The organism is Kitasatospora sp. NPDC002965 (genome assembly GCF_040611255.1).
Classification (GTDB): domain Bacteria; phylum Actinomycetota; class Actinomycetes; order Streptomycetales; family Streptomycetaceae; genus Kitasatospora.
Map to the genome: position 1 here is coordinate 1 of NZ_JBEXNT010000123.1, position 18,208 is coordinate 18,208.

Below are 18,208 nucleotides of genomic sequence, written 5' to 3' on the forward strand. Positions count from 1 at the left end.
ACCGGCGAATGCCCCACCTGCCACCGCGAGTTACCCACCAAACACCGACCAGGGCGCACCGGACCACGCCAGACCTAACGAAGTACTACTAGGGCGCAGGGGTGTCGCGTTCCGATCATGGATCGCCACCCATCCGCAGTAGTTTCGAAGGAGTGCGTCCTTGAGCGCCATCGAGGCACGGGGCGACAACGCGCCGCCGCCGCCGTCCGCCGCCCGCCCGGAAGGGGTCCGGGCCGCGCGGCCCGGCTCGGCCCTGGTCCGGCTGCTGACGACCACCGATCACAAGACGATCGGCACCATGTACCTGGTGTCCTCGTTCGGGTTCTTCCTGATCGGCGGCATCCTCGCCCTGGTCATGCGCGCCGAACTCGCCCGGCCGGGGACGCAGATCCTCTCCAACGAGCAGTTCAACCAGGCCTTCACCATGCACGGTTCGGTGATGCTGCTGCTCTTCGCGATGCCGCTGTTCACCGGCTTCGCCAACTGGATCATGCCGTTGCAGATCGGCGCACCCGACGTCGCCTTCCCCCGGCTGAACATGCTCGCCTTCTGGCTGTTCCTGTTCGGCTCGCTGATCGCCGCCGCCGGCTTCGCGACCCCGCAGGGGGCCGCGGACTTCGGCTGGTTCCTCTACGCGCCGCTCTCCGACGCGGTCCACTCGCCCGGCGTCGGCGCCGACATGTGGATCATGGGCGTCACGCTCTCCGGCTTCGGCTCCATCCTGGGCGCGGTCAACTTCATCACCACGATCATCTGCATGCGGGCCCCCGGCCTGACCATGTTCCGGATGTCCATCTTCTGCTGGAACGTGCTGCTGACCTCGGTCCTGGTGCTGCTGGTCTTCCCCGTGCTGGCCGCCGCGCTGCTCGCCCTGGAGTGCGACCGCAAGTTCGGCTCGCACGTCTTCGACCCGGCCAGCGGCGGGGCCATGCTCTGGCAGCACCTCTTCTGGTTCTTCGGCCATCCCGAGGTGTACATCCTGGCCCTGCCGTTCTTCGGCATCGTGTCGGAGATCATCCCGGTGTTCAGCCGCAAGCCGATGTTCGGCTACGCGGGTCTGATCGCCGCCACCGTGGCCATCGCGGGCCTCTCGGTCACCGTGTGGGCGCACCACATGTACGCCACCGGCCAAGTGCTGTTGCCGTTCTTCTCGTTCATGACGTTCCTGATCGCGGTGCCGACCGGCGTCAAGTTCTTCAACTGGGTCGGCACCATGTGGAAGGGCTCGCTGAGCTTCGAGACGCCCATGCTCTGGACGGTCGGCTTCCTGGTCACCTTCCTGTTCGGCGGCCTGACGGGCGTGCTGCTGGCCGCGCCGCCGATCGACTTCCACGTGACCGACTCGTACTTCGTCGTCGCCCACTTCCACTACACGCTGTTCGGCACCGTGGTCTACGCGATGATGGCCGGCTTCCACTTCTGGTGGCCCAAGATGACCGGGCGGATGCTCGACGAGCGGCTCGGGCGGATCTGCTTCTGGACGCTCACCATCGGGTTCCACTCCACCTTCCTCGTCCAGCACTGGCTCGGCGCGGAGGGCATGCCGCGCCGCTACGCCGACTACCTGGCCTCCGACGGCTTCACCGTGCTCAACACGGTGTCCACCCTCGGCTCCTTCCTGCTGGGCCTGTCGATCCTGCCGTTCCTCTACAACATCTGGAAGACCGCCAAGTACGGCGAGCGGGTGACCGCCGACGACCCGTGGGGCTACGGCCGCTCGCTGGAGTGGGCCACCTCCTGCCCGCCGCCCCGGCACAACTTCGTCACCCTGCCCCGGATCCGGTCCGAGTCCCCGGCCTTCGACCTGCACCACCCGGAGATCGCGGCCCGCGACTTCCTGGACCACAACGGCGAGCCCGCCAGGCACCTGGCAGGCGTCACCCCGGCGGCGTACGACGCCCCCGCGCCGCGACGCGGCCGCGCGCTCGGGAGTTCCGCCGCCGGTTCCTCCGGGGCGTCCTCCGGGACGTCCCCCGGCGGGTCCCGTGCCGGGTCCTCCGGTGGGCCCGGCGCGGGCCGCTGACGGCCTGCCCCCTGAACGCCGCTCCCGCCCGCGTCGCTGCCCCCGGGCGGGCGGGAGCGGCCCTCCTTCCCGGGCCCGTCGTCCCTGGCCCGTCGCCCCGGGCCCTCCGTCCCGGACCCGTCCACACGTCTTCCCCGTCTTCGTCCGACGCCTTCCCGAATCCACGTCGAGCCCCACCGGCTGAGGAGCGCACGGCACCATGTCCCACACCGTTCTCGCCATCGGCACGGCCGCGACCACCGCGTCCGGCTGCGTCTGGTACCTGCCCGCCATCGCCGACCTCCAGGCGGGCGACGACCGCCCCCGCTCGGCCCGCACCGCCGCTGCCGCCTGCGTGGTCTGGTGGGCCGGCCTCGCCCTGGGCGGCGTCCTGTTGCTGGCCGTCCCGGACTGGCAGCCCGCCGCCCGGATCACGCTGGCCGGCCTGGTCGCCGGTGTCCTCCTGCGGGTCCGCGCCCACCTGCAGAGCCGGTCCGAGCGGCGCGAGGACCGCCTCCGCTGGGCCCTGCTCGACCCGGACCCGGACCCGGACTCCGGGGCCACGCGCTCCCCGCGCCCGGCGGCCCGCACGCTGCTCGGCTGGCTGCTGGTGGGACTGGCGGTCGCCTCGCTCGGCGCCGCCTCCGTCCTGCTGACCGGTGGCGGCCCCCTGGCTCCGCGCCTGGCCGCCGCGGCCGGAAGCGCCGGCGCCGTCTCCGCCGCCTTCCTGCTCATCGGCCTCGGCGACGTCCGTCGGCACCGCCGCTGAGGCACCGCCGTGAGGGCTCCGCCCCGCCGACGGCGACCGTGTTGCTCACCTGTCCGGCAGGGGTGGTGCGGAGCATCCAAGTCGACCTTTGAGCAGGGACTTTGAAAAGCAGTCAGGTCGACCCGTATCTTCGGGCGCGACACCGGGGGAACCGCCCCGGTGGCGTCGAAAGGGGTGTCCCATGACCACTGCCTCACCGCGCGAGGTCCTCCAGCGCTTCGTCGACTACATGGCCGACGGTCCCGACGAGGCGGCGGCGGACCTGTGCACGGAGGACGCCGTCTTCGAACTGCCCTACCTGATGCCGGGCGTGCCCGAGCAGAAGCCGGGGCGGGAGGCCTTCCGGGCCCACCTGCGGCACGGCGCCACGATGCAGAAGTCCGAGAGCGTGGACCCCGTGAGCATCCACGAGACCGCCGATCCCGAACTCGTCGTCGTCGAGTACCGCCTCCAGGGGCACGTCCTGGCCACCGGACGGAAGTTCGCCTTCGACATCGTGATGTTCGCCCGGGTCCGGGACGGACTGATCACCTGGTCGCGCACCTACTCCAACCCGCTCGACAGCGCGATAGCCTTCGGCGCCGCCGAGCGGCTGCTCACCGCGATCGCGGCCGGGTAGGGGCCCGCCGGGGCCGGGACCGGCGCTGTCCTCGGCACCGATCCCGGCGCCGGACCGTCCCGGGCCGATGGGGTCGTTCGACCCTGGCCGGGGGCGCGGCGCCGGGGCATGATGCGGTGGACCCGGCGTGTGGTGTGCCGGGCGTGGAGAGGGTGGAGCCGCGAGATGGCGAGCGAGACGGCCGGTACCGAGACGCCGGCACCGGTCAGGGTGTTCCTGCTGGACGACCACGAGGTGGTGCGCCGCGGCGTGCACGACCTGCTGGACTGCGAACCGGACCTGGAGGTGGTCGGCGAGGCGGCCACCGCCGAGCAGGCCCTCGTCCGCGTCCCGGCGCTGCGGCCCGACGTCGCCGTGCTGGACGTCCGCCTCGGCGACGGCGACGGTGTGGCCGTCTGCCGCGAACTGCGCTCCCGGATGCCCGACCTGGCGTGCCTGATGCTGACCTCCTTCGACGACGAGGAGGCGCTCCTCGACGCCGTGATGGCGGGCGCCGCCGGGTACGTGCTGAAGCAGATCAGCGGGACCGACCTGGTGGCCGCCGTCCGGACCGTCGCCTCCGGGCGTTCGATGCTCGACCCCGGCGCGGCGACCCGCCTGCTGAACCGCCTCCGCAGCGAGGCCGAGCCGGCCCAGCCGTCCACCGGAGGACCGGAGCTGACCGTCCGCGAGCAGGAGGTGCTGGCGCTGATCGGCGAGGGCCTGACCAACCGGCAGATCGGGGAGCGGCTCTACCTGGCGGAGAAGACGGTGAAGAACCACGTCTCCCGCCTCCTGGCCAAGCTCGGCGTGGAGCGGCGCGTCCAGGCCGCCCTGATCGCCACCGAGCTGCGCCAGGCCGCGGCCGCCCAGCCGACCTACCACCCGCGCATCCTCGGCGGCGGCCTGCGCGGCTGACCCGCGCCCTGAGCCCCGGCCCCCGGCCCCCGGACGTCGGTGGGGGCCGGGGTGTCGGCGCTGCCGCGGTGCGGCCCTCCCTCCGTCCGGCAAGCCCGGCCAGGGCGGCCCCTCGCCGCGCCCGGTCCGGGCGCCCTTCGGCGCGGCCCCGCCGGCCGGGGGCGGTGGACGGGACCCTCGACGGGACCATCGGCCCTCGCCCCGCCGCTGCCCGGCGAGTGACCATCGCTCGCATGAACGTCGATCCTGAAGCCCCGGCCGTGGTGCCGGTCGAAGCGTCCGCAGGGCCGCCGGCGGGCGGTTCCCGGGACCTCGACGAGGCCCGGGCACTGGAACTGCTGGGCGGCACCGACGTGGGCCGGGTCGTCTACACGGTCCGTGCGCTGCCGGCGGTCCTCCCGGTGCGGTTCCGGTTGGACGCGGGCGGCGGCGTGCTGGTGTCGGCGGCGGCCGGATCCGAGCTGGCGCGGGCGGTGGACGGCACGGTGATCGCCTTCGAGGCCGACGAGGTGGACGGCACCGACGGCACCGGTTGGTGCGTCACCGTCCTCGGCCGCGCGGAGGTCCGCCGACCGGCGAGGGGGCCGGGTGCGGCCCGGGTCGAGATCCGGATCGGTGCCGAACTGGTCGTCGGCCGGCACCTGACCGCCGACCTGTCGTGACCGCGGACCGTCCCTGAGGCCGGGCCTGAGCCGTGCCTGAGCACGGCGGGTCCGCAGGCCCGCCGACCCTGCTCCCCCCGGGGCGGGCTACAGCCCCAGCGGGGCCTCCCAGCGCAGGACGGTCCCGCCGCCGTCCGCCGGGCGCAGCTCGAAGGTGCCGCCGACCCGTTCGGCACGTTCGGCGAGGTTGCGCAGGCCACTGCGCCGGCCCCCGGACGGTACGCCGACGCCGTCGTCGGTGACCGTGAGCGCGACCACGCCGCCGAGGGCGCGCAGGGAGACCTCGACCCGGCCGGCCCGGGCGTGCCGGGCGGCGTTGCTGAGGGCCTCTCCGAGGACGGCCATGACGTGTTCGGCGAGTTCCTGCGGCACGTCGGTGTCGAGCAGGCCCTCCATGCTGAGCCGCGGGGCGAAGCCGAGGGTGGCCTGGGCCTCGCCGACGGCCCGGGTGGCCCGGGCGCGCAGGCCCCGGTCGGGCTCGTTGTGGGCGCGCAGACCGAAGATCGTGGAACGGATGATCTTGATCGTCTCGTCCAGGTCGGCGACCGCCCGGCTGACCCGGTCGGCCGCGCTCGGGCTCTCGATCAGGCGGCCTGCGCTCTGCAGCGTCATGCCGGTGGCAAAGAGCCGCTGGATGGCCAGGTCATGGAGGTCGCGGGCGATCCGGTCGCGGTCCTCCAGCAGGGTCAACTGCTCGGCGTCGCGCCGCCGTTCGGCCAGCTCAAGGGCGAGCGCGGCCTGGTCGGCGAAGCCCAGGAGCGGGCCGGTCTCCTCGGCCGTGAACGGTGGTCGGCCGCTCTCCCTCGCGAGCAGCAGGACACCCCGGCCGAACCCCTCGCCGGTGCCCAGCGGCACCGCGACGGCCGGTCCGAGCCCGGTGAACCGTCCGGCCGGTCCGGCCGGGTACCGCCCGTCGTGCTCCAGCTCGTCGCTGGTGACGGGGGATCCGGACGCGTACGCGGCGCCGGAGAGCGTGCCGTCCACCGGCACGGTCACCCCGAGCCGCGCCTCCGGACGGCCGCCCAGGGCGACCTCGACGGTCAGCTCGGCCGCACGCTCGCCCGGTCCGGCGAGCGCCACCGAGACGTCGGCGAGCTCGGCGCCGGCGATCTCCCGGGCCCGGCGCGCGATCAGCTCGACCACCTCCAGCCGGGGGGCGCCGGAGAGGAGACTCCGGGTGATCTCGGCGCTCGCCCGCAGCCAGCGCTGCTGGCGCTGCGCCTCCTCGTACAGCCGGGCGTTGTCGATGGCCACCCCGGCGGCGACGGCGAGCGTCGAGATGACCGCCTCGTCGTCGGCGTCGAAGTCCAGGCCGCCGCGCTTGTCCGTGAGGTACAGGTTGCCGAACACCTCGCCCCGCACCCGCACCGGAACCCCGAGGAAGGTGTGCATCGGCGGATGGTTGGGCGGGAAGCCGACCGAGGCCGGGTGGTCCGAGAGCACCGGGCAGCGCAGCGGCTGCGGCTCACGGATCAGCTCGCCCAGGATGCCGTGCCCGGCCGGCAGCGGGCCGATCGCCTCGATCTCCTCCTCGGTGAGGCCGACCGTCAGGAACTGGGACAGCGTGTGCCCGTCCGCGCCGATGACGCCGAGCGCCGCGTACCGGGCGTCGACCAGGTCGGCGGCGGCCTCGACGATCCGGCGCAGGGCCTGCGAGAGGTCCAGCTCGCGGCCGACGGCGAGCACCGCCTCCAGCAGGCTGTGCACCCGGTCGCGGGTGCCGCGTGCCGCGTCGATCCGCCACTGGAGTTCCTCCAGGAGCTCGTCCAGGCGCAGCTGCGGGATCCGTGCGCCCGCGCCACGCGGGTGCGGCCGGTCGGCGGCCGGGGTGGCGGCGGTGACAGCCGTGGCGGCGAGGCCGGGATCGACGGGAGTGCCGGGAGTGCCGAGGATGTCGGGAGTGCCGACGGCGCCGGGACGTGCGGGAGTGGCGGGCTCGGCGCGGCTCCCGGGGGCCGCGGTGGCCCGGGGGCAGGCCGCAGGGGGCGCTTCGTCGTGTCCGCCGGTGCCCGTCCGCGTACCTTCCGCGCCGTTCACCGGCGTCCTCCTCGTCGTTCTGTCCTGCCCGGTCCGGTTCCGCCCCGGTCGTCGGACCGGTCGGATTGTCGGATTCACGTTAGTGCCCAGGGCGGCCCGTGCGGCACCCCGGGGTGGTCATGGACGCGTCTCCGGCCCTGCCCAGGGACCTATGGCCCTGCGGCGCGGGCCCTGCGGCCCCTGGCCCGGCGCCCGGCCGCGCGACCAGGGTGGGAACCGGCGGACGGTGCGTCAGACCGCACCGCCCGGAAGCCGCCCGGTGACCGGGCGGCCACCGTACGGCACCAGCGGCACGCAGTGGACCTGCGGCGGGACCGGCAGCGAACCCGGTGCGCACCCGCGGCGGGACAACGAGCGGAGAGGAACCTCCCATGACGCCCCCTGTTCTGGTCGGAGTCGACGGATCGCCCGAGAGCACCGCAGCCGCCCACTGGGCCGCCGAGGAGGCCCGGCGCCGCGGGGCCTCGCTGCGCCTGGTGCACGTCTGGCCGTGGCTCACCGACGGCCGGGCCGCGTTCGCCGACCCTGACGACCTGCCGGTCGCCGCCCAGCGGATGCTCGCGGGGACGGCGGAGGAGGTCCGCGAGGGTCACCCCGGCGTGGCCGTCCACACCGACGTGGTGCTCGACGCCGCGGTCGACGGGCTGGTGGCCGCCGCCGAGGACGCGGGTCTGCTCGTCGTCGGCTCGCGGGGCCTGGGAGGCTTCGCCGGATTGCTGGTCGGCTCGGTGAGCATGGCGGTCGCCGCCCGGTCGGCCGCGCCGGTGGTGGTCGTCCGCCCGGGACGTCCGGCCCGTCCGGCGGAGCCGCACCGTGACCGGGCGCAGGTCGCTTCGGAGACACGGCCCGAGGCGGCCCCCGAGACCGTTCCCGAAGTGGTCGTCGGCGTGGACGCCGGTGCGCCCGGCGACGCCGTGCTGGCGTTCGCCTTCCAGGAGGCCGCGCTGCGCGGCGCCCGGCTCCGGGCGGTCCACGGCTGGGAACTCCCACCGGCGTTCGCGGTGGTCGGCTTCCTGCCGTCCGGTTCCGAGATGGCGCTGCTCCAGGCGGGGGAGGAGAAGGCGCTGGCCGCCGCTCTCTCGGCGCACCGGGACCGGCACCCCGACACGGAGGTCGTCGAGCAGGCCAGGCTCGGCGCCGCCCGCACGCTGGTGGAGGAATCGGCCGGGGCCGGGCTGGTGGTGGTCGGGCGCCGACGCCGGCCGCACGACTTCGGCCCCCGGCTCGGACGGGTCGCGCACGCGGTGCTGCACCACGCCCACGCGCCGGTCGCGGTGGTCCCGCACGACTGACACGGTGAGGACGCGGGCGCGGCGCAGTGCGGCGCAGTGCGGCCGGTGGCCGTCGAGGCACGGCGGGTGTCCGCCGCCCCGCCGCCCGACGACCCGCCCCGAGGCCCCGCTGATCCACCCCGCCCCGGGCCGTAGGCGCAGCGCCGCCCTTCGCCCTCCGGACGCGGGCCGTTGGACCCTGCCGTCCGGCCGTCGGACGGGCGCAGGCTCGGAGTAGCAGCCGTCCCGCCCGCCACCGCCCCGACCCGGCCGTCCCGCCCGCGCGGTGCCGTCCCGGCCGTGCGGTGGCTCCGCCGGGGCGTGGCGACGAGGCAAGGAGAGGATCACCATGACCGAGTCCACCCTCACCCCGGACGACCTGCGGCTGCTGGCCGTCGCCGGCGGCGCGGCCCCCTCGCTGCACAACAGCCAGCCGTGGCGGTTCCGCCCCACCCCTGACGGGTGCGGGATCGAGGTGCACGCCGACCTCGCCCGCGCCGTCCCGCTCGCCGACGCCGTCGGCTCCGCACTGCACGTCGCCGTCGGCGCGGCCCTGTTCAACCTGAGGGTGGCCGCCGTCCGGCTGGGCCGCGAGCCAGCCGTCCGGCTGCTCCCGGATCCGGTCGACCCCGGTCTGTCGGCCGTCCTCGACCTCGCGCTCCGCGCCGCTCCCGGATCCGCTTCCGTCGCCCCGCCGTTCGGCCGCGATCTCTACCCGGCGATCACCGAACGCCGCTCCAGCCGACGGCCGTTCACCAACCGGGACGTGCCCGAGGCGGTGCTCGCGGAGCTGATCGCCGCCGCCCGGGAGGAGGGTGTGGCACTCGGCGTGCTGGAGGAGGCCGGGGTGCGGCAGGTGCTGGCGCTCACCGCCGAGGCCGAGGACCGGATCGCCCACGACCCGGCCCGGCGTGCCGAGACCCGCTCCTGGCTCCGGCCGGAACCCGCGCCGGGCTCCGCGGACCGGGCCGTCGACGGGATCCCGTACGCCGCGCTGGGTCCGCAGGACCACGACGCCCGGGTGCCGATGCGTGACTTCGCCGGTCGGCCGCCGTACCGCGACGGACCGCCGCAGCCGTCCGAGCGGTTCGAGGCGCTGCCGCAGCTGTGCACGCTCACCACGCCGGGGGACGGTCCGGCGGACTGGCTGCGGGCCGGTCAGGCGTTGGAACGGGTCTGGCTGCTGGCCACCGTGCACGGCGTGCGGCTGACGGTCTGGCACCAGCCCGTCGAGTGGCCCGACCTCCGCTGGGGGCTGCGCGATCCGGCCGAGGGGCCCGGGCACGTCCAGCTGGTGGTGCGGATCGGCTACGGCCCGCCCGGGGTCGCCACACCGCGCCGGCCGCCGGAGGACGTCCTCGACGCGCGGCCCGGCCCGGCGGCGCCGCCGACGACGGGGTGAGCGGTCCCCGGTGAGGAGCTTGCGGCGGCCCGCAGGGACCGGCCCGGCGAGCCGTCCGCCCACCCCGCCGAGCGACGGGTCGGGGGCCGCCCGGCCGCTCAGGTCGGTGGCCGGGCCGCCTCCCCTCGCTGCGGGCGGCCCGACCACCGGGCTTCTCCACCGGGCTTCTCCACCGGGCTTCGCGACCGGGCTTCGCGACCGGGCTTCTCCACCGGACGGCGTCGGCCGCCGGTGGTCGCCCCCCACTCCTGCCGCCCGCCGCCGCCGGCCGTCCTCAGCCGCTGCGGCGTCCGCCCGGCTTGACGACCTCCGCCTTCAGCCGCAGCTCGGGGCTGTGGCGGAAGGTGAGCGTGAACTCCACCCACTGGCCGACCGTGAGCGCCGGCGGGTTCGTGATCATCAGGTCGGCGTCCTCCGGCGACATCACCAGCTCGCCGCGCTCCGGCACGGGCAGGGCCGTGACCGGCTCCCACCGGCCGGAGGCACCCTGGTGCAGATGGCGTTTCAGCGTCACCTTTCCGCCGAACTCCCAGCTGGCACCGGTGAGTTCGTCCGGTATGTCGCCGGGGTTGCGGACGGTGAAGAAGGCGGCCGTGGCCGTCGCCCCGCCCGTCGTCGGCAACAGCAGCCAGCCCGGACCGGCCTCCACCGGCTGTGGCCGCCCGGCTCCGCCGACCGCCGTCCACCCGGAGAGCAGCGCCAGCGCCACCACCGCCGCCGCGACCGGCGGGCCGACCACCTTCAGCCGCTCGGGGACGCGCCCCGTCCGCGCGGAGATCCTTCCCGGCCGTACCCTGCCCACCGCACCGCCGCCGCTCACCGCGCTACCCCCGTACCCGTGCCTGCGCCCGCCCGCGCCGAGCGTCGCGCCCGGTCCGGCCGCCGCCCGCTGCCGGGGGCGCCGCCGCCCCGTCCGTCCGAGGCGCCCCGGCCGGGCCGCCAGCTCCGCAGCCGCAGGCTGTTCCCCACGACGAGCAGCGAACTCAGCGACATCGCCACCGCCGCCAGCATCGGGTTCAGCAGCCCGATCGCCGCCAGCGGGATCAGCACCACGTTGTAGCCGAACGCCCACAGCAGGTTGACCCGGATCGTGCCCAGCGTGCGCCGGGCCAGCCGGACGGCGTCCACGACCGCCTCGATGTCCCCGCGCACCAGGGTCAGTCCGGCGGCGCCGATCGCCGCGTCGCTCCCCGAGGCCAGGGCCACCCCGAGGTCCGCCGAGGCCAGCGCGACCGCGTCGTTGACGCCGTCGCCGACGACCGCGGTCGTCCGTCCGGCGGCCTTCAACTCGGCCACCACCTCGGCCTTGCGCTCCGGCGAGGCCGAGAAGTGCACCCGCTCGATGCCCAGTTCGGTTGCCACCGCGTGCGCCGCGCCCGGCCCGTCACCGGTCAGCAGGACCGGTTCCAGACCCATCCGGCGCAGCCGGTGCAGCGCGCGCCAGCTGCCCGAACGCAGGGTGTCGCCGACCGCGAGGACGGCCACCGCCCGCCCGTCGAGCTCCACGACCACCGGCGTCCGGCCGGCCGCCGCAGCCTCCTCCAGCGCGGTCACCAGCCCGGCCGGCAGCGGTCCGACCGCGTCGTCCGGGCGGACCACCCTGACCTGCCGCCCCTCCACCGTGCCGGCCACCCCCACCCCGGCAGTGGCCCTGAACTCGGCCACCGCCGGGAGGGGTTCGGAGCCACACCGCTCGCGGGCTGCCCCCACGACGGCCCGGCCGATCGGGTGCTCCGAACGGTGCTCGACGGCTCCTGCGAGCCGGAGCACCTGGTCCTCGTCGACCCCCGCGTCCGGGGCCACGGCCACCGCCGCGAGCTCCATCCGGCCGGTGGTCAGTGTCCCCGTCTTGTCCAGCACCACGGTGTCGATCCGCCGCAGGCTCTCCAGCACCTCCGGGCCGCGCACCAGCACGCCCAGTTCGGCACCCCGGCCGGTCGCCGCCAGCAGCGCGGTCGGCGTGGCCAGGCCCAGCGCGCACGGGCAGGCCACCACCAGGACGGCGACGGCCGCCGTCACCGCCGCCTGCGGGTCGGCCCCGGCACCCAGCCAGAAGCCCAGCACGCAGACCGCGACCGTCAGCACGCACGGCACGAACACCCCGGCCACCGTGTCCGCCAGCCGCTGCGCCCGGGCCTTCCCGGCCTGGGCGTCCGCCACCAGGGCGGTGATCCGGGCGAGTTGGGTGTCCGCACCGACCGCCGTCGCCCGCACCACCAGGGCGCCGCCTACGTTCACCGTGGCGCCCGCCACCTGGTCGCCCGGACCGACCTCGACCGGCACCGACTCGCCGGTCAGCAGGCTCAGATCCAGGGCCGAGCTGCCCTCCACCACCACACCGTCGGTGGCCACCCGCTCGCCCGGCCGGACCACGAACTCCTGCCCGGGCAGCAGCTGTTCGATCGGCAGCAGCTGTTCCTCCCCGGTCTCCGGGTCGCGGACGCACACCTCCTTGGCGCCCAGCTCCGCCAGGGCCCGCAGCGCCGAACCGGTGCGCCGCCGCACCCGCCCCTCCAGCAGCCGCCCGGCGAGCACGAACAGCGGCACCCCGACGGCCGCCTCCAGGTAGACGTGCGCGGCGCCGCCGCCGTCCGCGGTCAGCGAGAACGGCATCCGCATGCCGATCTCGCCCGCCCCGCCGAACACCAGCGCGTACGCGGACCAGCCGAACGAGGCCACCACCCCGAGACTCACCAGGGTGTCCATGGTCGCCGCCGCGTGCCGCAGTCCCTGCCAGGCCCGCCGGTGGAAGCCGGCCGAACCCCAGCTCACCACCGGCACCGACAGCGCGAAGCAGACCCACTGCCAGGCGTCGAACTGCAGCGACGGAACCATCGACAGGACCACCACCGGCACGGCCAGCAAGGCCGTCACCAGCAGCCGCCACCGGTCCGCGGACTCGTCCTGGTCCGGGCCCGCCGCCGACAGCCCGTCCGGGGCCTGCTCGGCGGTGTAGCCGGCCCGTTCGACCGCCGCCACCAGTTCCTCGACGCCGACCCCGGCCGGGTGCAGCACCCGCGCCCGCCCGGTGGCCAGATTGACCCCGGCGGTCACGCCCTCGATCCGGGCGAGCCGCTTCTCCACCCGGCTGACACAGGCCGCGCAGGTCATCCCGCCGACCACCAGATCGGTGCTGACCGGCGGCGGGCCGGTCTCCCCGCTCCCGGGGCTCTCCACCACGGCCTTCATCGGCCCGCCCCCATGTCATGTCCCATCCCGGGTTTACCCCCGCCGCCCCCGCCGGGCGTCAGCCCGGGCGTCACGGGCCCGGCTCCGCGCCCTACCGCGAAGGCCACTACGAACACCACCACCAGCATCAGGGCGAACCCCACCAGCACACTCAACGGCCGGGCACCCGGCGACATCCCACTCACCCCCCACCAGTCGTCCCCCCACCCCGATCAGTTCCCGTACACCCCTGATTGACCCGGATCATCCCTCCGGAGAGGGTGGCGAGGGTGACGGGCACCTCTGCGCTGCCGGCCTCGCACCGACCGGGAAGCGCGGGCCGCCCACACCCGCCTCGCCTCCGTCCAGGCCCCGGGTGCCGGAAGTCCTCGGCTCGGACCCGGTGGTGGTCACGGCGCCAAAGGCGGCAGGGCCGACTCGGCGGGTACCCGCCGAGTCGGCCCTGCGGTTGCGGTGGGGCGACCGTGCGGACGGCCCCGGCCCCGATGCCCCGGCGTCTACGGCCGCCGCGCCGCACGGTGGTCGAGGTGCACGAGGACGGTCGAGTGGAACCGTTCGACGGCATCGTCGACGCTGCGGATGAAACCGGTCTCGGCGTTGCCGCGGGTACTGCCCATGCTCTTCGACAGGGAGAGACGGAAGCCGGTGATCCGCGAGGTGTCCTTCGGCAGCAGGTCGCCGGGTTCGGGCCGGAGCTTCTCCAACGTGCCCCGGGGACCGGCGGCAGCGCCGTCGGTGAGCGTCTCCACGTGCAGGTCGGCCGGGGCTTCGGCGAGCTGGCGGACCAGGCGCTTGACCCAGCTGAGCGGATAGCCCTGCTCGGGGGCCGGGATCTCGGTCGAGGTGCGGAGCTTCCCGACCCGGAGGTCGGCGGTGATGGAGATGCTGCCAGCGGCATCGTCGATCCTGATCTCGGCGCTCAGTCGACCGTCCGTGCAGAGCCGGTCGGCGAGCTCGGTGCGGCGGGCCCGGGCGTCCTCGCCACGGCGGGTCCGCTGGACGGGCAGCACCTTGACGCCGAGTTCGCCGCCGAGTTGGAAGCAGACCTGCCGGACGAGTCGTTCCCAGCTCTCGACGACCTGGACGGCGCGCTGGTCCCCCGTGGCCAGCGTCTCGTCGTCGATGCCCTTGCGGACCGGCACCCAGGCAGGGCCCATGTTCTGGAAGCCGTGGCAGCCCGAGTTCTCGTGCTGGAGGTAGTGCAGGAGTTCCTGGAGCAGCCACGCGTGCGCGGGGTTGCTGACGCCCTCGTGCCGGATCAGCGTCTTCGCCTGGTAGGCGACCTCGGCCCAGGAGAGGTGGCCGAGCAGGACCTTGTGCTTGCGCCGTCCGTCGACCTTGACGGCGACGAGCGGACTCCCGTCGAGTGCCACGTCGTTGGAGAGGGTGATGACCGCCTCGTAGCCGCGTCGTGCGGCGATGTCCATGTAGTCCTGGACCTGATCGGCCTTCAGCGGGTTGCCGTTGGTCTTGCTCTCGACGAGGGCCGTCCACAGCCGCCCGGCCCGCTCGACGCGTATGACGCCGTCGGGCCGCTTGGGCGAGTCGCCGTGCGGCAGCGACACCTCGGTGAACGTCTCGGTACGGCCGGCCGGTGCGCCGAACGCGGCGGTGAGGCGGCGTCCGAACTCCGGCACCTGGGCCATCACGGACAGCAGGACCGAGGTGGCACGGACCTCCCGCTCACGGTCGCTCTTGAGGCTGCTGGCGGGGAAGAGCCGCGCCGTGCGCCAGGCGTCGTTCTCGGCGAGCGACGGCTTGGGGGCCTTGGGGAGGGTGACCTTCTTCTTGGCCGTGCGTAGCCGCTTGGGGGCTGCCGGCTCGGGAGTCGAATCGGTGGTCGGAGCCGGGACGGCGGGCGGTGCCGTGGTGGTGGGCGGGTTCGCGGTGGCGGGCGCCGTTGTCTTGGCAGCCGATTCCTGGGCCCCGGGCAGGGCGTCCGTGGTGAGGGCGCCGTCGGCGCGGTCGTTCTCGTCGCGCGCGTCGAGCTCGTTGTCCGAGTCGTTCTCGTCGTCCTCGATCTCGATGGCGAAGTCGGTGGCGAGCCCCGCCAGTCCGGTGTCGTAGCCCTGGCCGATGGCGCGGAACTTCCACTCCTGGTTCCGGCGGTAGATCTCGCCGAACACGAAGGCGCTCTCGGAGTCCGCGTCGGTGATGGAGAAGCCGAGCAGCCGCTCGCCGCCCAGGTCGGTGAGTTCGACTCGGAGATTGTCCAACTTGCCGAAGGGAGCCCGCTGGTGGCGGCTGGCTGCGATCACCAGGCGGTCGATGTCGGTGGGCACGGCGGTGAGGTCCAGCTGGATGCGGTCCTCGGTTCCGGCCTCGGTCGGGGTCTGCCCGAGCAGTTGGACGCTGCCGTCCTCGGCGGTGGGGTTGTTGTAGAAGAAGAAGTCGGCGTTGCTGCGGACCTTGCCGTCGGCGGTCAGGAGGAGGACCGAGACGTCGGCGTCCCCGTCGCCGTCGGGGCTGCTCCACCCGAGGCTCACGGTGACGGAGTCGGTGGCCTCGCTCAGCGCCGCGAGTCCGACATTGGCTCCCTTGACCATTTCCTGCACGAATGTCCCCCAGAGGAACAGGGCTGTGCCGGTGGCGCCGGCGCAGCCGTGATGTGGTGGTGCCGTCGGCGTGTGCCCGTCCCGGCCAGCAGGGAGCCTAGCCGCTTGAGAAGGCGCTGTGACCAGGTTCCGAGCAGATTGTATGCATGCTATCGGTGTGTCATGTTCGCGAATGCGGCTGGGAACGAAGCCCGTCTCCGCACGGCGCTGCCCCGGCGCCGGGGGCGGGGCCGGGGCAGCGGGGTTCGGGGTGTCAGGGGAGGGGGATGCGGACGACCTGGGGGTCGTGGTCGCTGAGCTGGGTGGGGAACTCGCTGTTGAGGTGGACGATGTCGTAGCTGTAGGGCCTGGCCGCGAGGGCGGGGGAGATCAGGATGTGGTCGAGCACCTGGGAGTTGCCCTCGTAGACGTAGGTGTAGCGCTCGGCGAGGGGGAGGGTGCGGGGGAGGTCGACTAGGGAGCCGCCCGCGGTGAGGAGGTCGGCGGTCTGGGAGAACTCGAAGTCGTTGATGTCGCCGAGGACGATCACCGAGGCGTTCGGGTCGACGGCGAGGAGCTGGTCGGTGAAGGTCTTCACCACGCCGGCCTGGGCGTGCCGCTGGGTCTCGGAGGGGCGGGCCGGCTGCTGGTAGCGGCCGAAGAGGGGCTGGTCGCCGCCCTTGGAGTTGAAGTGGTTGGCGATCACGAAGACCGGGCGGCCGTTCCAGCGGAACTCGCCGGCCAGCGGCTTGCGGCTGGCGCCGAACGCGGAGTTGCCCGGGTCGATCCGGCCGGGGGAGTAGGCGAGTGCCGGGGTGCCGCCGCTGTTGACGACCGAGTTGGCGGTGCTGGAGCCGGCGCCCGGGCGGTCGGTGAAGGTCAGACCCCGGTCCGTGCGGTAGAGGAAGACCTGGCGGATGTTGCCGCCGGGCTGGCCGCCGTCCTGGCCGTCCACCGGGTTGATCTGCCGGTAGGAGTAGGACGGGCCGCCGGCCGCGGTGATGGCGGCGGTCAGCCGGGCGAGGGTCTGGTCGGCGGCGACGGTGCCGTTGTCGGTGGCGCCGTTGTTGTCCTGGATCTCCTCCAGCGCGACCAGGTCGGGCGCGCGGAGGTTGGTGACCACGGCGGCGGCCAGGCCGTCGAACTTGCTCTGGGGCTCGTTCGGGGAGAGGTTCTCGACGTTGAACGTCGCCGTGGCCAGTTCGCCGGTGGCCGGCGCGGCCGTGGTCTCCGCGGCGAGTCCGCCGGAGGTGACCGTCGGGGTCGTGGTGGGGAGCAGCTTGAAGTTGCCGAAGGAGTAGTCGACGACGCCGACGGTGGCGCCGGTGAGGGTGTCGCCGACCTTGGCGGTCGGTACGGGGGCGAGCACGTCGTCGAGGACGATCCGTTCGGGGTTGCCGTCGCCGGCCCGGAGGAGGATGCCGCCGCGGGTGGTGCGGGTGGTGGATCCCTGCGGGACGACCGGGATCTCGCCGAACGAGCTGGTCGGGCCGACCACGGCCGCGTCGTCGATCCTGACCCGCATGCCCTCCAGGGACTCCCAGAAGTCGAGGCCGTCGGTGGACGGCTGGAAGCCGGCCGCGGTCTCGACGTTGCCGCTGGTCACGCCGGAGATCACGGCGGCCGGCGGCACCCGGCCGCCGGCCCCGACCAGGGTGGGCGCGGGAAGCGGCGCGTTGTGGGTGAGGACGGTGACGCTCGGTGCGGTCAGTTCGGTGACGGTGAGGTTGGTGGTGCCGCCGGTGCCGCCCGGACGGAACTCGCTCACCGTGCCGCCGACCGTCACCGAGTCGCCGACGGCGACGCCCGGTGCGCCGGCCGTGTAGACGTAGACGGCCTCGCCGGTGGCCGGGTCGGCGTCGGGCTGCGGGTCCTGGAACCAGAAGCCGCTCGGGCCGGTGGCGGTGACGACGCCGGGGACGGCCGTGACGGTCTGTCCGGCCTTCGGCGAGGTGCGGGCGGCGCCCTGGACGTCACGTATCCGGGTGCCGCCGGTGCCGCCGCCGGAGGAGGAGTTGCGGGGGGCGGGCGCGGTGACGGCGAAGTCGGCCGCGTTGCTGTCGGTGTCGGTGGCCCCGCCGCCGGCCCGCAGCGCGGCCGTGGTGTTGGCGAGGTTGCCGGTCGGTGAGCCCTCGGCGGAACTGGCCGTCGACCCGTAGCCGACGAAGTCCTTCACGCCCGGCTGGGTGGCGCAGCCCGTGGTGCAGGTGAGCGCGGTGCCGTTGGTGACCAGCGCGACCTTGCCGGTGGTGGCGCTCAGGGCGAGCGTGCCGGTCGCGTCCGGCGTCGGCAGGGCGGCTCCGGAGCCGGCCCCCGCCGCCTGCTGGACGAGGTAGTACCTGCCGGGGGCGACGGTGCCCGACAGCGTGGTCCTCGCCCAGGAGGAGCCGCCCGCCGAGGCGTACTGGACGGTCCAGCCGGTGACCGGGACCGGCACGGTGCCCCGGTTGTAGAGCTCGACGTAGTCGTTGGCGTACTGGGCGCCGGAGTTGCCGCCACCGCCGTACACCTGGCTGATCACGATGTCCGCGGACACCGCCTGCGCGGTGCCGGCCGGCAGCGCGAGGAGCGCTCCCACGACGGCGGCGGCGGATGCCACCGCCGGTGTGCGGAGCCGGACTCGATCGGTTCGCCTCACGGGCGTCCTCCTGACGAGCGAGCGGGTGATGGTCGGCGCTGTGCGTTCAGGGGCGTGTCTGTCGGACAAGCCTTAGCAGCGTCACCCGTGCCGTACCGCGCGCTGTGGTGAACGGCCGGACGTACGAGGGGAGAACAGTTCCGGTCGGGCGGTACCCCCACCGGGCGGAATTGGGCGGGGAAGGAGGG

Annotated in this window: 12 protein-coding genes; 7 read left to right on the forward strand and 5 right to left on the reverse strand. The window is 74.5% G+C overall.

Going from position 1 to position 18,208, the window contains the following annotated elements:
• The first annotated feature begins 298 nt into the window (after positions 1 to 298).
• The 5 genes from ctaD to ABZY91_RS33135 all read left to right on the forward strand — a co-directional run bounded on the left by ctaD (position 299) and on the right by ABZY91_RS33135 (position 4,949).
• Positions 299 to 2,023 (forward strand): cytochrome c oxidase subunit I, encoded by a 1,725-nt coding sequence (gene ctaD, locus ABZY91_RS33115; RefSeq protein ID WP_355406828.1) that lies wholly within the window; start codon positions 299 to 301, stop codon positions 2,021 to 2,023.
• A 199-nt stretch (positions 2,024 to 2,222) separates the two neighbouring features.
• Positions 2,223 to 2,771, forward strand: a complete 549-nt coding sequence (locus tag ABZY91_RS33120) for a hypothetical protein (RefSeq protein WP_355406798.1) — start codon at positions 2,223 to 2,225, stop codon at positions 2,769 to 2,771.
• A gap of 181 nt (positions 2,772 to 2,952) precedes the next feature.
• Positions 2,953 to 3,390, forward strand: a complete 438-nt coding sequence (locus tag ABZY91_RS33125) for a nuclear transport factor 2 family protein (protein WP_355406800.1) — start codon at positions 2,953 to 2,955, stop codon at positions 3,388 to 3,390.
• A gap of 165 nt (positions 3,391 to 3,555) precedes the next feature.
• Positions 3,556 to 4,287, forward strand: coding sequence for a response regulator transcription factor (locus ABZY91_RS33130; protein WP_329882416.1), 732 nt, complete (start codon positions 3,556 to 3,558; stop codon positions 4,285 to 4,287).
• 233 nt (positions 4,288 to 4,520) lie between these two features.
• Positions 4,521 to 4,949 (forward strand): pyridoxamine 5'-phosphate oxidase family protein, encoded by a 429-nt coding sequence (locus ABZY91_RS33135; RefSeq protein WP_355406802.1) that lies wholly within the window; start codon positions 4,521 to 4,523, stop codon positions 4,947 to 4,949.
• Positions 4,950 to 5,036: 87 nt separating this feature from the next.
• Here ABZY91_RS33135 and ABZY91_RS33140 read toward each other — a convergent pair whose 3' ends face one another.
• A complete protein-coding gene (locus ABZY91_RS33140; RefSeq protein WP_355406830.1) occupies positions 5,037 to 6,725 on the reverse strand; it encodes a GAF domain-containing sensor histidine kinase in 1,689 nt (562 codons plus the stop codon).
• 632 nt (positions 6,726 to 7,357) lie between these two features.
• On the opposite strand from ABZY91_RS33140, the gene ABZY91_RS33145 reads away from it, so the two are divergent.
• Complete coding sequence (locus ABZY91_RS33145) at positions 7,358 to 8,278, forward strand: universal stress protein (RefSeq protein ID WP_355406804.1); 921 nt, start codon at positions 7,358 to 7,360, stop codon at positions 8,276 to 8,278.
• 328 nt (positions 8,279 to 8,606) lie between these two features.
• A complete protein-coding gene (locus ABZY91_RS33150) occupies positions 8,607 to 9,659 on the forward strand; it encodes a hypothetical protein (RefSeq protein ID WP_355406806.1) in 1,053 nt (350 codons plus the stop codon).
• Positions 9,660 to 9,933: 274 nt separating this feature from the next.
• On the opposite strand, the gene ABZY91_RS33155 is transcribed toward ABZY91_RS33150, so the two are convergent.
• The 4 genes from ABZY91_RS33155 to ABZY91_RS33170 all read right to left on the reverse strand — a co-directional run bounded on the left by ABZY91_RS33155 (position 9,934) and on the right by ABZY91_RS33170 (position 18,020).
• Positions 9,934 to 10,479, reverse strand: coding sequence for a copper chaperone PCu(A)C (locus ABZY91_RS33155; protein ID WP_355406808.1), 546 nt, complete (start codon positions 10,477 to 10,479; stop codon positions 9,934 to 9,936).
• On the reverse strand, positions 10,476 to 12,848 hold the full coding sequence (locus tag ABZY91_RS33160) for a heavy metal translocating P-type ATPase (protein WP_355406810.1): 2,373 nt from the start codon (positions 12,846 to 12,848) through the stop codon (positions 10,476 to 10,478). The genes ABZY91_RS33155 and ABZY91_RS33160 overlap by 4 nt, the downstream gene beginning before the upstream one ends.
• A 497-nt stretch (positions 12,849 to 13,345) precedes the next feature.
• A complete protein-coding gene (locus ABZY91_RS33165; protein WP_355406812.1) occupies positions 13,346 to 15,394 on the reverse strand; it encodes a TerD family protein in 2,049 nt (682 codons plus the stop codon).
• Positions 15,395 to 15,656: 262 nt separating this feature from the next.
• Positions 15,657 to 18,020 (reverse strand): lamin tail domain-containing protein, encoded by a 2,364-nt coding sequence (locus ABZY91_RS33170; protein ID WP_355406814.1) that lies wholly within the window; start codon positions 18,018 to 18,020, stop codon positions 15,657 to 15,659.
• Positions 18,021 to 18,208: the final 188 nt, after the last annotated feature.

Coding starts and splice junctions, on each gene's coding strand:
- ctaD (WP_355406828.1), top strand. CDS start 299: ATGTACCTGGTGTCCTCGTTCGGGTTCTTCCTGATCGGCGGCATCCTC.
- ABZY91_RS33120 (WP_355406798.1), top strand. CDS start 2,223: ATGTCCCACACCGTTCTCGCCATCGGCACGGCCGCGACCACCGCGTCC.
- ABZY91_RS33125 (WP_355406800.1), top strand. CDS start 2,953: ATGACCACTGCCTCACCGCGCGAGGTCCTCCAGCGCTTCGTCGACTAC.
- ABZY91_RS33130 (WP_329882416.1), top strand. CDS start 3,556: ATGGCGAGCGAGACGGCCGGTACCGAGACGCCGGCACCGGTCAGGGTG.
- ABZY91_RS33135 (WP_355406802.1), top strand. CDS start 4,521: ATGAACGTCGATCCTGAAGCCCCGGCCGTGGTGCCGGTCGAAGCGTCC.
- ABZY91_RS33145 (WP_355406804.1), top strand. CDS start 7,358: ATGACGCCCCCTGTTCTGGTCGGAGTCGACGGATCGCCCGAGAGCACC.
- ABZY91_RS33150 (WP_355406806.1), top strand. CDS start 8,607: ATGACCGAGTCCACCCTCACCCCGGACGACCTGCGGCTGCTGGCCGTC.
- ABZY91_RS33160 (WP_355406810.1), bottom strand. CDS start 12,848: ATGAAGGCCGTGGTGGAGAGCCCCGGGAGCGGGGAGACCGGCCCGCCG.
- ABZY91_RS33165 (WP_355406812.1), bottom strand. CDS start 15,394: ATGGTCAAGGGAGCCAATGTCGGACTCGCGGCGCTGAGCGAGGCCACC.